Below are 14,389 nucleotides of genomic sequence, written 5' to 3'. Positions count from 1 at the left end.
GTCGCAAGCTACCACAGGTTTTCCAAAATATGGGTATCTGATATGCTACGAGGACACGTAATTGACATTGTACCGGGCGCTGGATACCAAGGCGTCGTATACGATCAATGGGTAGTCGTACAGAGTAGCAACAACACTGAACTGAAGGTCTTCGATAACACGGTTCTCGTTGCTTCTGACGTTCACGTTGGCAGAGAGTGTGAACTAACATTGCTCGCTCAACCATCGAAGATTGAGCAGAAAGCAGAACCCCCCTTGGGAATCGACATTGAATCCCAGGATGACATAATTCTCACCGGCCGTGTCATAGATACTGCTGTTCGGGACATCTGGCATCCGGAACCAGACCGTCCATTGTTAGCTCTCGATGTTGGGGCTGGTGAGGTTCTTGTCACCACGATACCAGAGCTTGGTCGTCAGCTAGATGACGGTGATGTCACGATTGGTGATTATCTCCAAGTCGTAGCATATCGCGTTGACTTACTGGAAATCGAAACGCTGAGTTCTGAGAGTTAGGTTGGGGCCTCTGTCCGAAAATAGACTACCATCACATTTCTCAATAACCGCTGCTATTCTGACTTGAGACCCCACCGTTTCCGGAGAGATCAAATTTGAAGAGGTGTCGGGTTGGAACAACGAGCAGACGAAATGCTCTGTCGCAGTACTCACTGCATCGGCGAAGTGGTCACGCTCTCGTTCGGCCGTCCACGACTCTTGTATCCCTAGCGAGCGCGCCAACAGAGTCTCACCCTCAACGGCGGCATCACGAAACGGCTTCGGGAACATCCCTTCTGACGGTTGTGGTCATTCGCCGTCGACGAAACCGAGCGCGACGACGTACGGGACACGTCGAATTCATGTGTCAGTCGCGGCCAGCGCGTCGATCGCGTTCCCGTGGCTGTGTTCACGCCGCCCGGGCCGGACCGTCGCGATGCTCTCAAGAAGGCCGATACGTCCTCGACGGCGGTGACGTGTTGGCCCAGTAGTGGGAACGAGTTACTTCGCCCATCCCAGTTCAATTTCTAAGTCGGATTGTACTGATTTCGGCAGATAGTCTTATTATGGTGGGGGTTGCATGGTAGCATGCCTCGCACTAGCTGTGAGGCGTGACTAGAAAAGCGCCTGCAAAGGTACGACCGTGTACGTGTAAATGCGTTAGCCTGTACAATCGCAGAAGGCCTGTTAAGCATCAACCAAGGCCTCTCGCATTCAGCGATACCTATGGAATCTGCCCGAACAACATCCAACTGTTGTCAGCAAATCGCCGTACGCGTTTGGAGAGCCTTATCCCGTCTCTCCATTTCTGCCTGTTCGTTCGCCGTGGCATCGACACACATCAACGAGTTCGAAAAACAGAATTACGTTCGTGTGTCGGGGCGTGAAAATGTTACCATCGTCCACACAAAATTGTCCGACCCCGGTCTATCACACCTCGGTTTGAACAGACCACTGTTCTGCTGCGCTGCGTCAGCTTACTCTTTTTCGTAGGCTTCTCCGGTGCCCGGCTTGTACTTGTCTTCCATGAACTGACCGACTCCTTCGGTGAAGAACTCCTGTCGTTGGAAGTACTTCATCTCCTCGCCCTTTGCTAACTCGTAGTCGTGAGACTCTCGGTACGTCATCCGGCGGGCGTGGTCGTAGTAATCCTTTGAATACTCTAACGCGAGCGCATTTTTCTCGAGTAATTTCTCGACGAATCGGTCGACTTCGTCGTCCAACTCCTCGGGGGGCACAGATTTGTTCACAGCACCCATCCGCTCGGCTTCGACCCCATCGAACGGCTCCCCTGTCATCGTGTAGTACATTGCATCACGTCTGGAGAGCGTGTGAGCGGCTGCCCACATAGTTCCACCTCCAGCAGCGATGCCGAAGTTTATCTCTGAGAACCCGAATTTGGCATCTGTCGCGGCGAACGCGATATCACAGACCGCCATCACCATGTAGCCGCCACCAAGTGCCCAACCATGAACTTTCGCAATCGTGGGTGCGGGGAAGTCCTTGATTCGGTTGAGAGCACGGCCATGGATGAAGTTGGCCTCTTTTACGAGTAGTGGGTCTTTCTTTCGAAGTTCAGTGAAGTACTTCTCGAAATCCATCCCTGCGTTAAACGAAGGGCCGTTCCCTTCGATGACGAGCGCTCGAACGTCGCCACGAATGGTTTCGAGTGCATCACCGACTTCTTCGAGCAACTCGGGGCTCATCGCGTTCCGCTTCTCGGGTCGGTCGAATGTCAACGTCGCAACGTCACGGTCATCTACCGCTAGCTCGATGGTGTTGTACCTGGCCATCGTTCGAATATTCGTGTGCCATTACTTAACAGTATGTTCGGAATTGGCTGTTTCAGAGTCTATCTGTCGAATATTTACTCAGTTGGTTGCTGGATGGGTTCACGATGACTCCGGTAGTAACGCCCGAATCTCTGCTGCCGTCGCCGTCGCACCGAAGATGTACTCGACGTTTCGGACGGTAGATTCGTGTGCAGTCTCGTCGTCAGTACCACAGCAATCTTCGACCATTACGACGTCGAATCCTCGTTCGTGGGCACCTCGAATAGTCGATTCGACACAGACGTTCGTCGTCACCCCACACACGAGCACAGTTTCGATGCCCTCTCCACGAAGGTAATAATCGAGTGACGTACCGTGAAATGCGTCTTGGTTGCGTTTCGTGACCTCGTAATCCGCGGGGTGAATCGTAACTTCGTCAGCGTACTCCGCGCCAGACGACCCGTCTAAACACAGTGTATCACCGTAGTCGTCGTACGACGAGGGGTAGATGCGAAAGATGTTTCGCGGGGCGTCTCTCCCATCTGGGCGTCGAAGTAGCCGTGTGAAGAACACGGGACATCCGCGCTCCCGCACGAAATCGGCAAGTTCGACACACCTCGGGACGATTTCGGCTGTTCGAGTCACGTCGAATCCCCGTCGAGCCATCGAGCCATCAGGAGCGACGAACGCATTTTGCAGGTCGACGACGACGAGTCCCGTCGTCTCGGGGTCGAATTTGTCGAGGTCGTACTTTGATATTGTAGACATACCCATCTACACACCTACGCGCAGTCCTATTATGTTCTCTGTTACCACAACTCACATGGTAGATGGCCCAGAGAGGAGACCATACCCGACTAGGATACCGATGACAGCCACGAGCAGCACACACCCGAGATAGGTGATATCGTACCCGATTACAGCCGCGAGTGGAAGTGCAACGAGAGGCCCTAACGTCGACCCCAAATCACCGAAGACGTTGTACATACCCGTCATCTTCCCGATGTCGCCTTCCGGACTGATATCACCAAGATATGCGAGTAACGGCGGGTTCGTTCCACCGACTCCGAATCCGATGAGTGCAACACCGACAACAGTGCCGGAGACAGTGGGGAATAGGGCAAGGATGACAAATCCCACACCAAAGAGAACGAGAGACGGGAGAGTGACCAATGCCCGATTGGACACACCGTCGGAGTATTCTCCCGCGAGAAGGGTAGACGTACTGGCGAACAAGACACTGATAGCCATCACGACACCGCTGACACCAGCCTCACTGAGTGCACCGAACGTTAACCCCCGTTCAGCCGTGGCGAGAACGATAGTCGAGAGGAGAACCCCAGCGTAGAGAAACCTGACGACGAAGTTCACACTCCCGACGGTCAAGATTCGCCTATCGCCCGTTGCGAGTCGAATCGCAGTCCGAACACCCCCACGAGATTTGACCGACGCGTCGACGTTCGGAACTGCGAACAGCGCAACGATACCAGAGAGCATTCCCGCACAACCAGCGAGAAAAAACGCAGCATCGTACCCATAAAGGTCCGTCAACACACCACCAGTAGCGAGACCCGCAGGGAATCCCAAGGTCTGTGCGCCCCGCATCACGCCAGTCCACCGACCACGGTTAGCCGTCGTCGTAATGTGCGTCACCATCGAAAACGCCCCGACTAGAACGAACGCCGATCCAATTCCCCACAGCATCCTCGAGACGATGAACACGGTAGTTGGCGACACCACCAGTGGGAGCGAGTCGGTGTGTAGTCCGAGAATGTACCCAAACGGGGCCAACCCTTGAATAAAAAATCCAGCAACCATCGGGCGTCTCGCTCCGATTCTATCGAGGAGTTGTCCGGCAGGAGCGTTCATCACGAGACGCGTAAACCGGTTCGTCGAGAGGATAACGCTCACGACGAACGGTGAGATTCCGAGAATCAGGCCCAGTTTCGGGAGCGTCGGGAACGCGACTCCACCACCGAGCCCACCAAAGAACACACCGAGAGCGATACTTCCGACGACGTAGCGTGGACCGTTATTCGGTGGTGATGCTCTATCAGGGTTATGTTCTGGTGGTGGAGGACTGTCACGGGAAGTCACAGGGATGGCTACAACCTACGGTGTAATCTCGCTTTTGTCATCCAAGTGTGAGGACCGATACCCTCGCGACCCACCGACTCATGTTAAATACTACCCTGACAGAGTATCACATAGACAATGAGCAGTGCTACTCACCGTCGAAGTGGTGCAGACCTATTCGTGGAGATACTAGACTCCTACGGGGTGTCGGCTCTCTTCGGGAACCCGGGAACGACAGAACTCCCACTGATGAACTCTGTGACCAATAGCAACGTGGAGTACGTGTTGGCACTTCACGAAGACGTCGCAGTCGGAATGGCCGCAGGATACGCGAAATCTCGGTACCATTCGTTCCGAGAGGACGGGGGAGAGCTACCGATTGGGGTAGTGAACCTCCACTTGGCACCGGGCCTGCTGCACGGACTGGGAAACGTGTACGCCGCAAAGGCGGGCAACGTCCCACTCGTGGTGACTGCAGGGGCACACAGTACCGATTTCCGTCACGAAGAGCCAATCCTTCACGGAGAACTGCCACCACTCGCAGAGTCGGTCGTCAAGTGGTCCGCAGAGGTGCGACACGTGGACTCGATGCCGACGATGCTCAGACGTGCATTCCGTGTCGCACTCACCCCACCTACAGGACCGGTCTTCCTCTCTCTTCCCCTCGACGTGATGCTCGCATCGACAGACGCGACTGTCGAACGGCTTGGGTCGGTTCCAACCCCGGGAACAGGCTCGCCTGCTGACGTCGACCGGGCAACACAGATTCTCGTCGAAGCGACGGACCCGGTTGTGGTCTTTGGAGACGGTGTCAGTCAGGCCGCCGCCAGCGAAGAAGCGATTGCATTCGCCGAGGCGTCGGGAGCACGCGTCCACGGAGAGATTCTGTCGTGTGAAGTCAACTTTCCGGCCGACCATCCGGCATGGGCAGGGTACCTCTCCACTAACGAAGCGGAGGTTGCAGCGGCTCTCGACACCGACACGGTCGTGCTCGTCGGCTGCTCGACGAATACGACTGCAGTCCGGCACGAGGCCCCGCTCGTATCCCCAGAGACCAAATTCGTCCACGTGAGCGAAGATGCGTGGCAACTCGGGAAGAACGAACCTGCCGACGCCTCGATACTCGGTGACCCGAAACTCGTCCTCAGTGAACTCTCCGAACGCGTCGAGTCGGAACTCGAAGAGTCAGTCCACGAAGCGCGGACGGCGCGTGCCAAGGCAGACGCAACAGCGATGAAACGAGACGTCAGTCCGCCGGAAGAGATACCGGACACACAGGTGACGTTAGATACCAGTGCACACACCAACGTCCGTGTAGGGGCAGTCGTCGAAGTACTCCGTGAACTTGCCCCCGACGCGTATCTCGTCGACGAGAGTGTGACAGCAAAAGGTCCACTTCTCTCGCGGTGGCCACTCCAACCAAACCAACGAGTGTCGAATAAGGGCGGGGGCTTAGGGTATGGTCTCCCCGCGGCACTCGGCGCTGCACTCGCAGTCGCGGCTGCTGACGATGACCACCGACCTGTCGTTGGACTAATCGGTGACGGGTCGTTCCTCTACTATCCACACGCACTCTTCTCAGCCGCACGGTACGACCTCAACGTGACCATCGTGGTTTTCAACAACGGAAGCTATCGAATCTTGAAGAAGAACTCGATGAACATGCTCGGTGGCGACGAGGCTGATTTCGACTTCGAATGGGCAGGCCTGACACCGTCGGTAGACTACGTCTCGAACGCGGAGAGCTTTGGGGTTGCGGGATTCCGTATCGACGATAGAGACAGTCTCCGCGATACACTTGCAGAAGCAGTCCAAACCGACGGGCCGACCGTCGTCGACGTCAACGTTGCGGAGCTATGAATCGACAGTGAACCGTCGGGGTGGACTTTCCGCTGTCCTGACGCAAGTATTATGCTGTTTGCTATACCTCGATATGATGTATGCTACCACTTCAGCGGAGCTACCTCGAGCAGAGTGCAAAATGGCGGCCCGATTCGATCGCACTCCGAGCAGTCGATACCGGTGAGACCCTCTCGTACGAAGCCCTCGACGAGCGAGCGAACCAGTTTGCAAATGCGCTCTCGTCGTTAGGCATCCGCCAAGGCGACCGAGTTGCGCTCGCGCTCTACAACACGTTCGAATTCCCTATCGCGATGTACGGGTGTCACAAAGGTGGCTTCGTTCCGGTCGCGCTGAACTACCGATTCGCAACCGAGGATTTTACTCACGCCATTTCGACGGTAAATCCGTCGGCCGTGGTATACGACACAGCCACGAGAGAGGCCCTCCGGCCGGCTATCGACGAGTTACGTGGTGGAATGCGTCTCGTGACCGTTGGCGGCGATGACGACGATGCCGTTCGGTTCGACGAACTGCTCGATTCTGCACCCAGCACGACGCCACCAGAGTTCTTCCGCGACGATGAAGATATCTCCTACATGTTCTTTACCAGCGGGACAACTGGGAATCCAAAAGCAGTCGCTCACTCCGTCCGAAGTGGCCGAGAACGAACAGTGACGAGCATCATCGCCAACTCACTTAGTCCCCAGTCGGTCTGCCTCTTACTGTTGCCATTCTTCCACGGAGGAGGGATGGACAGCACTCTCAGAGCGGTCGTCAGCGTCGGCGCAGAGTTACTTCTGGTTCGAAAACCCACGTCCGAGGGAATCCCTGACCTCATCGAAGAGTTCGGAGTGACCGACGTCCGGAGCGTCCCGACCACGCTTAAGCGAGTGCTGGACGACCCGGGCTGTGCCGACCGAGATTTCTCGACAATCGAGTGTTGGCGTGCGACGGGTGCCGTCCTCACCGAGTCCCTCGCGAAAGACGTCATCGAGAACGTGACTCCCAATCTGTACAACGCCTACGGGTCGTCCGAAGGTGGGACGAACGTCGTTCTTCGTCCCGAGGACCTCCCTGGAAAAGCAGGGACTGTCGGGAAGGCCGCACTCGGAAACGAGGTCCGCGTAATCGCGTACGAACCGGGGCGAGACGTCCCCCCAAGCGAAGAAGTCCCAGTTGGCGAAGAAGGAGAAGTCATCATTCGGAGTCCGCAACTGTACCACGGTTACTTTGGCAACGCCGAGGCAACCAACGAACGGGTGCGCGATGGATGGTACTACACTCACGACATCGGCGTCATCGACGAAGACAGGTACCTCATCATCAAAGGCAGGACTGACGACATGATCCTCAGTGGTGGAGAACTCGTCTCGGCTGTCGAAGTCGAAGAAGTCCTCGAGTCCCACGAGAAAGTCTCTGAAGCGATTGTCGTTGGCCGACCTGACGACGAGTGGGGACAGGTCGTCAAAGCAGTAATCGCACCCCGAAACGGCGTCGAAACCGAAGCCATCGAAGACGAACTCGAAGCCTACTGCCGCGACCACCCGTCACTCGCTCGGTACAAGCGCCCCCGTGAGTACGAACTCGTCGAGGAGTTGGACCACAACGAGACGGGCAAAAAGTTGAGGGCAACCTACCAGACAGCCTAACGGCGGTCCCCCGCCGAAACAGCTATTCTCTCCGCAGTTGACCTTGTCGCATGCGAACACTCGACGAGAGTGAGCTCCGCGAGCTTGCCGACCGATACCACATTCACGTAGATGGCCCGGAAGTCGATGAGATTCTCTCGATGACGAACGAAAAGCTTGGGGGGCTGAGGGAGGTGTACGAGGTTCCCGTCCCTTCGAAGCAAGCGGACAGTGGTGACCGCTCGTGGGACGAACCTACGGACGACCCTCACAATGCGCTGGTGACGACGTGTCGTGTCCCGCCAACTACTGAGAACTCCGGGGTGCTCAGTGGCATGTCCGTCGGTGTGAAAGATATCGTCGCGGTTGCCGGCGTTCCGCTCACGTCCGGTTCAGCGACGATGCAGGGGTACATCCCCGGATTCGACGCGGAAGTCGTCGACCGGTTGCGACGTGCCGGCGCGACGATAACGGCGAAGACGAACCTCGACGAATTCGCCGGAAGCGGTCGTGGGGTCTCGTTCTTCGGGCAAATTACGAACCCGTACGATACGTCTCGGTCTGCCGGTGGGTCGTCGGGAGGGAGCGCTGTCGCCGTCGCGACGGGTCTCGTCGATGCTGCACTCGGAACCGACACTGGGGGGTCTATTCGATTACCTGCATCGTACTGTGGCGTCGTCGGGGTAAAGCCAACCTACGGTGTCGTGCCGCTCCACGGTGTCGTCGAGAACACGTACACGCTCGACACCGTCGGTCCGATGACGAAGACAGTGACGACAGCAGCACAATTGCTGGATACAATATCCGGTCCGTCAGCACGCGACCCCGCGAGCATGGAAGCCGCTGGACGAGACGAGTACGCAGTCGGGGGAAGTACAACTGCAGTCGAATCACCTCCAAGTCCAGAAGAGGTCTCACTCGGACTCGTCGTCGAAGGGGTCGGAGACGGGACGGCGACGCAGTCTGTCGAATCGCCGATCAAGGACCGATTCGACGTCGTGACAGATGCACTCGAAGATGCTGGAGTCGCCGTCGAACCGGTGTCTATCGACCGATTCGAACAGGCCCAACCCGTGAAGTTCGCCCACAGCCTCGTCGAACTCGCTGCGCACTGGCGTGCGGGAGGCGCGCCGCTTCGACGTGGAGGAGATGTCGACCACGACTACGTCGTCTCGTTCACGAGCAGACGAGAGGCGATGAGTGCCGAAGTGAACGCACATCTCCGTGCACGCCTCCTCGCTGGAGCACGTCTCCTCGACGCGCACGGGGGGCGGCACTACGTCCGAGCACTCGCTGCCGCGAAGACGATTACAGCGTCGATGGAAGCACCGTTAGACGAGTACGATGCGCTCATTCTCCCGACGTCTCCCGGACGTGCACCGACGCGAGAGGCGGTCGAGTCACCGGTGACCTCGTTCGCACGAAATACGATTCCAGCGAACGTCTCGGGCCAACCTGCGTTGTCGCTCCCCGCAGGAACGATCGAAGGTGTGCCGACTGGTGTCCAACTATTCGGGCGTCGGTTCGAGGATGCACACCTCCTCGGAGTCGCTGCGACTGTCGAGCCGCTCGTCGCAAACGGGAGTTAAGCGAGTTCGGTGTCTGCGAGATGTGAGAGTTCTTTTTCGACGATATCCGTGTATTGCGCACCTTGGAGCCGAATGTCCACCTTCCCATCGACGACGAACAAGAGCGTCGGCCCACCGCGGACGTCGTACTGGTCAGCCAGTGTTTCGGGGTCGCCCGGCCCATAGACAGCGAATAACCCAACCGACGCGATCGGGTCCGTGACGAGCGTGTCGAGGTCCGAACGAACCGTCTCGCAGGGCGGGCAGTCGTCACGCCAGACGTAGACGACCGCTTTTCGAACAGACGAGAGGTAGAACGCGAGTTGGTCGGCGTGAACGGGGAGGAACAACTCGGGTGCGCCCGAGTCGGGTGCCGGGTCTCGTGCGACCGCCTCGAGTCCCACGAACAGCCCTAGCCGGTCTTCGAGCGGAATGTCCGCAGTCTGTTCGTAGAGTGCGAGGTATCGTCCGAGCCGCTCCGTGTCGTCGCCACAGCGGTCGAGAACGATACTCGACTCCTCGACACCACATCGAGCGCGGACGAGGTCGGCCCGCTCAGTCTCAGTGTTAGAAGCCAAGTGCTCCGTTTCGGCGTCGACAGCAGCCGAGAACTCATCGCTTAGACCGAACTCCGCGCCGTCACCGTCGACGATGACGTTTCGTCTGATAAGTACCTCTGTCACGTCCATCAAGGTACGACACGGAGGGGACTCCTATCAGGTTGTCGCCTAAAACGTAGCGTGGGTCACTCCGCCGTCGATTTGAATTGCTGTCCCAGTGATGAATTCGGCTCGCTTCGAACTCAAGAATGCGACCAACTCACCAACCTCTTCTGGCCGCCCGTATCGCCCCATCGGAATCGTCGAATCGATGTATGCCTGTTTCCCCTCCTCGAACGAGTCGTACACACCCGCTTCGAGATACGGTTTCATGTGGTCGCGGTTGCGGGGCGTCTCGTGTGCACCGGGGAGGACAGAGTTGACCCGAACAGCGGGTGCCAGTTCGCGAGAGAGGACCTTCGCGAGGCCGATAACACTCATCCGAACTGCACTCGAGAGGACATTGTTGGTCGCCGCTTCTTTGGCAGAGCGCGACGTAATCGCGACAATCGTTCCGCCACCATCAGCGCGTAAGTGCTCGACCGAATCTTCGACCAACCAGACCATACTCATCGTCAACAGGTCGTACCCATCGTACCATTCGTCGTCGGTGAGGTCGAAGAACTGGCACGCTCGGGGACCACCGGTATTTGTCACGAGGTGATCGATGCTGCCAAACTCTTCGACGGTGCGGTCGACGAGGTTTCGGATATCCGTTCGTTCGGTCAGGTCACCCACCACACCGAGTACCGACCCTCGTGCCACTGCTTCGATTTCTTCCACGGCATCGTCGAGTCGGTCTTCGTCTCGCCCGTTGACGACGACGTTCGCTCCCTCACGTGCGAGTACAATAGCCGTTGCCTTCCCAAGTCCGCTGGACGAAGCGGCAATTACCGCTGTGTTACCTGCAATTCCGAGGTCCATGTCACCACTACACAGACCGAGTATATCACTGTTCGTTCCCCGCTTCGTCGAGTGTGAACTCTGATGCGTCTCGGTCACCGGATGCAAACTCACCAGCACGTCCGCGGAGTTCGACACCCGACAACACATCGGTATCGACGAGCAACTTCTCGAACGCTCGCAGCCAATGTTCGTAGTAGACGTGGTTCGGACCTTCGCCGTTCGAATCACTGGGTGCGGTACCGATCTCCTCGACCAACTGACGCTGGAACGCGTCCCACGAGATGACACCGTCGTCACACAGTGAAAGGACGAGCCCAAAGGCTCGTGCCTGCCACGGTTCTTCGAATACCGGTTCGTCCCCCCGACGGGGAATCGCTCCGGACGAAACGAGGTCTTCGATTCGCTTCGAGGTCTCACTCACGACTGCGCCTCCAAGGTTTCGACACCGACCATCGAATCTCGAGTGACGAGTTCGGCGAGTTCCGTCTCGTTCAGGTCCTCGGTACCCACCGGGCGTTCCGGCAAGACCATGTACCGAAAGTCAGACGTCGAGTCCCAGACGGCGACTTCGACCGACTTGGAGAGGTCTAGCCCGAACTCAGAGAGGACTGCACGTGGTTCGCGGACGAGTCGAGACCGATACTCGGGTGACTTGTACCACGACGGGGGGAGTCCGAGGAGGAACCACGGATAACACGAGCAGAGGGTACAGACGATGACGTTGTGGACCTCACTCGTGTTCTCGACGACTTCGGTGTGGTGGTCGCCTAATTCGAAGTCGAACTCGTCCGCGATGGCGGTGGTCGCGTCGGCCAGCAATCTCTCTTTGAACTCCGGGTCCACCCACGCCTTCGCGACGACCCGTGCGCCGTTCATCGGCCCGATGTCGTGTTCGTACTTCGCGATGACCTCGTCGACTGCTGCGGTCGAGACGAGGCCTTTCTCGACGAGTAACGACTGGAGCGCCCGTGCTCGCTCTTTGGGGTCGTTCGGGTCACCTTCGGCCGAGTGGTGATGTGTGTGGTGGTGGTCGTGAGAATGGTCGTGGGAGTCGTGAGGTTCGTCACGCTGGTCGGGGGAGTGTGAATGGGATTCCTCACCTGACTCCTCTCCAAGAGGTACGTCACTCTCGCCGTTGGGTCCTTCGTTCGTCATGGAACGCACAGAGATACGGAGACACAGGGGTTAATCGTTGCTCTCAGGAGATTCGAGGTAGCTCTCGAACAGGTCTATGTAGATAGTTCCGTTCCCCTCGGCATCGTCGCCCCACAACTCCGCCGCATCGAACCCTACCGAGTACATCGGTTCTGTGACGGACGTGTCACCCCTTGCTGCAGCGTCCGGCAGGTGGAAGGTGCCGAGATACTTCCGGATGGACCCCCGAGCGCGGCGAACGTAGCCGGGAAGACGGGTGTGACCGAAGGGGTGGGAATTTTTCGCGACGACTGAGTCACCCTCCTCGAAGCGCGGGTCGATTTCAGTTTGGTTCGAGAACGCGTCCGCGGAGAATCGTTCTCGGACGAGGCTGACGAGGTCGTCGTCACTGCGCTGGGTCTTCGTGCCATCTGACACAGTCGAGTGTGCCTCTCGAAGCTCTTCCTGTGAGAGAACACCGTCTTCGAGGAGTCGGTCCTCGATTCCAGTGAGCCATCGTTCGAAGTACGTCGATTCGAGGTAGACTTTGGGGGCCATCCGTTCAACAGTCGCACGCATCTGATGGGTATTGAATTGCCCTTGCATACCGAGTAGTTTCATCATCGCGTAGGTTTCCCGCTCCCATTGCGCGTGGAATTGCACGTCGTCCGACGTTGGGACAGCCCCGAAACCGTGCATCCCACCCATGTCGTGAATGCCGTCCATACTCGACTAGCGGACGCTGTCAGCATATCTGTACGGGTTGTCGTACCAATACACACAATCAAGTACTGCCGTGGTGAGGTTCTCGTGTGAATGCCGTGACCCCCTCTCAGAGCAATCGACGCCGACTTCTCGGTGTCATCGTCTTCGGGTCGATGGCGAGTATGGTCATCCGACTCGTCCTCGCGCCGATGCTCCCCAGCATTATCGAAGACTTGTCTATTTCGCCGGCACAGGCCGGCCTCGCATTGTCCGTGATGTGGGGGTTGGGTGCGCTGCTGCAGTTTCCGGGCGGGCGCTTCGCCGACACGTTTTCGCGAAAAACAGTGCTGGTCGCAAGTCCACTCTTTCTTGTCGGAGGGGCGGTTTTGTTGGCTCTCTCGCCTTCCTATGCGTTCTTCGTTCTCGGAACCGCACTCGTGGGGTCTGCGACGGGACTGTATCTCCCCACCGCAGTCGTACAGATATCTGACCTCTACAAGAATCACCGAGGGCGAGCAATCGGACTCAATACTGGGTTTCTCAACCTCGGAGGCGTCGTCGCTGCAGGGTTAGGTGTGTACGCAGTCGCGAATTGGGGGTGGCGCTCTGCATTCGTTGGCCCAGGAATAGCCCTCTTGGTCGTCGCCACGTTTCTTCATCGTTGGCATGGTGACCCCTATCAATACGGTTTACTCGCGCCTGAACTTCGGACCACAGCGCGTCGACTCGTTTCGATTACACAAATCAGATGGGTCCTCCTCGCCTCGATGCTCTTCGCGTTCACCTGGCAGGCAACGACTGGGTTCCTCCCAACGTACCTCATCGTCGAAAAGGGGTTCTCACCGAGCAGTGCGACGAACGCATTTGCGACGCTGTTCGCAGTGGGGATGCTCATCAATCCCGTCGCTGGTGGACTCGGAGACAGATTGACCTATTGGACTGTCGCGGCAGGTGCCGCCTTCGTCTGCACTCTCGGCCTCGTCGTCGTCATCGTCACAAATCATCCGTGGACCACGCTCGGTGGAGTCGCGCTCTTCGCCGCAGGGCTCGCGTCGTTCTGGCCAGTCATCGGTGCGCAGATACTATCAGTCCTCCCAGAAGAGACGCGGGCGGGGGACTACGGTGCGGTGAGGATGCTGTACATCGGAGTCGGGAGTCTTGGTCCGGCCTACGTCGGAATCGTGGCAGAACGGTTCGACTATACCGTAGCCTTCACTGGACTACTCCTCTGTTTGGTGGGGAGCCTTCTCGTCTCTACGTTTATGGTCCTCCGACGGCGTGGTGTCAGACGATGACCTGCCGGTTGCAGGTCGAGTAGTACTTGATTTTGTCATCTTCGACTTCGAGGTAGCAGACGTACGCGTGGACGCCATCGATGTCGTCTCCCGAAGAGACACCGAGCACGCCGGCTTTGTTACCGTCGACAACCTTCCGTTCGACTGTGTGGAATATGTCTCGTGGTCCACGTGTGTCCCTAAAGAACACCAAGAGGTCGTCGCGACCAATCGCTTCGGTTACGCCTTCGATTACTGGTGGATGGAGATACACGACGTCTTCTGAGAACTGATTTGCTGCTTCTTCGAATTCGTCGTTCTCGAGGTGGCGCCAGTACGTTCGCAGTATCTCTACTGGGTCTCGATTGCTCGATGACATCGTGTTAACAC

Annotated in this window: 14 protein-coding genes; 5 read left to right on the top strand and 9 right to left on the bottom strand. The window is 57.6% G+C overall.

Annotated features, from left to right (window positions below; translation table 11 throughout):
• The first annotated feature begins 42 nt into the window (after positions 1 to 42).
• Positions 43 to 516 carry a hypothetical protein gene (locus GJR96_RS15865; RefSeq protein ID WP_151164260.1) on the top strand — a complete coding sequence of 158 codons (474 nt, stop codon included), beginning with the start codon at positions 43 to 45 and terminating at the stop codon, positions 514 to 516.
• A gap of 956 nt (positions 517 to 1,472) precedes the next feature.
• On the opposite strand, the gene GJR96_RS15860 is transcribed toward GJR96_RS15865, so the two are convergent.
• From GJR96_RS15860 to GJR96_RS18505, 3 genes are all read right to left on the bottom strand, one after another.
• Positions 1,473 to 2,288 carry an enoyl-CoA hydratase-related protein gene (locus tag GJR96_RS15860; RefSeq protein ID WP_151164257.1) on the bottom strand — a complete coding sequence of 272 codons (816 nt, stop codon included), beginning with the start codon at positions 2,286 to 2,288 and terminating at the stop codon, positions 1,473 to 1,475.
• A 99-nt stretch (positions 2,289 to 2,387) separates the two neighbouring features.
• Positions 2,388 to 3,035 carry a cysteine hydrolase family protein gene (locus GJR96_RS15855; protein WP_191965909.1) on the bottom strand — a complete coding sequence of 216 codons (648 nt, stop codon included), beginning with the start codon at positions 3,033 to 3,035 and terminating at the stop codon, positions 2,388 to 2,390.
• 51 nt (positions 3,036 to 3,086) lie between these two features.
• The gene (locus GJR96_RS18505) at positions 3,087 to 4,262 is read right to left on the bottom strand and encodes an MFS transporter (protein WP_225317763.1); all 1,176 of its coding nucleotides are present in this window, start codon (positions 4,260 to 4,262) and stop codon (positions 3,087 to 3,089) included.
• A 219-nt stretch (positions 4,263 to 4,481) separates the two neighbouring features.
• Between GJR96_RS18505 and GJR96_RS15845 the strand changes: the two genes are divergently transcribed.
• From GJR96_RS15845 to GJR96_RS15835, 3 genes are all read left to right on the top strand, one after another.
• Positions 4,482 to 6,203, top strand: coding sequence for a thiamine pyrophosphate-binding protein (locus tag GJR96_RS15845; protein ID WP_151164248.1), 1,722 nt, complete (start codon positions 4,482 to 4,484; stop codon positions 6,201 to 6,203).
• A gap of 80 nt (positions 6,204 to 6,283) precedes the next feature.
• Positions 6,284 to 7,834, top strand: a complete 1,551-nt coding sequence (locus GJR96_RS15840; protein WP_151164245.1) for a class I adenylate-forming enzyme family protein — start codon at positions 6,284 to 6,286, stop codon at positions 7,832 to 7,834.
• Positions 7,835 to 7,884: 50 nt separating this feature from the next.
• Positions 7,885 to 9,402, top strand: coding sequence for an amidase (locus GJR96_RS15835; protein WP_151164242.1), 1,518 nt, complete (start codon positions 7,885 to 7,887; stop codon positions 9,400 to 9,402).
• Here GJR96_RS15835 and GJR96_RS15830 read toward each other — a convergent pair.
• Genes GJR96_RS15830 through nthB form a run of 5 tightly spaced genes read right to left on the bottom strand, consistent with a single transcriptional unit; the run spans position 9,399 to position 12,746 of the window.
• Positions 9,399 to 10,070: a thioredoxin family protein gene (locus tag GJR96_RS15830; protein ID WP_151164239.1), complete on the bottom strand. Its 672-nt coding sequence runs from the start codon at positions 10,068 to 10,070 to the stop codon at positions 9,399 to 9,401. The genes GJR96_RS15835 and GJR96_RS15830 overlap by 4 nt on opposite strands.
• A 39-nt stretch (positions 10,071 to 10,109) precedes the next feature.
• A complete protein-coding gene (locus GJR96_RS15825; RefSeq protein ID WP_151164236.1) occupies positions 10,110 to 10,904 on the bottom strand; it encodes an SDR family oxidoreductase in 795 nt (264 codons plus the stop codon).
• Between the two features lie 25 nt (positions 10,905 to 10,929).
• A complete protein-coding gene (locus GJR96_RS15820) occupies positions 10,930 to 11,307 on the bottom strand; it encodes a nitrile hydratase accessory protein (RefSeq protein WP_151164233.1) in 378 nt (125 codons plus the stop codon).
• On the bottom strand, positions 11,304 to 12,041 hold the full coding sequence (gene nthA / locus GJR96_RS15815; RefSeq protein ID WP_151164231.1) for a nitrile hydratase subunit alpha: 738 nt from the start codon (positions 12,039 to 12,041) through the stop codon (positions 11,304 to 11,306). The genes GJR96_RS15820 and nthA overlap by 4 nt, the downstream gene beginning before the upstream one ends.
• 30 nt (positions 12,042 to 12,071) lie before the next feature.
• The gene (gene nthB, locus GJR96_RS15810) at positions 12,072 to 12,746 is read right to left on the bottom strand and encodes a nitrile hydratase subunit beta (RefSeq protein WP_151164229.1); all 675 of its coding nucleotides are present in this window, start codon (positions 12,744 to 12,746) and stop codon (positions 12,072 to 12,074) included.
• Positions 12,747 to 12,841: 95 nt separating this feature from the next.
• Between nthB and GJR96_RS15805 the strand changes: the two genes are divergently transcribed.
• Entirely contained in the window at positions 12,842 to 14,020 is a 1,179-nt protein-coding gene (locus tag GJR96_RS15805) for an MFS transporter (protein WP_151164227.1), read from the top strand.
• Here the strand turns inward: GJR96_RS15805 and GJR96_RS15800 are convergent.
• A complete protein-coding gene (locus tag GJR96_RS15800; RefSeq protein ID WP_151164225.1) occupies positions 14,010 to 14,378 on the bottom strand; it encodes a nuclear transport factor 2 family protein in 369 nt (122 codons plus the stop codon). The genes GJR96_RS15805 and GJR96_RS15800 overlap by 11 nt on opposite strands.
• Positions 14,379 to 14,389 lie beyond the last annotated feature (11 nt).

Origin of the sequence: Haloferax litoreum, from assembly GCF_009674605.1 — an archaeon.
Classification (GTDB): domain Archaea; phylum Halobacteriota; class Halobacteria; order Halobacteriales; family Haloferacaceae; genus Haloferax; species Haloferax litoreum.
This window is presented reverse-complemented; position numbering and strand designations above follow the sequence as displayed.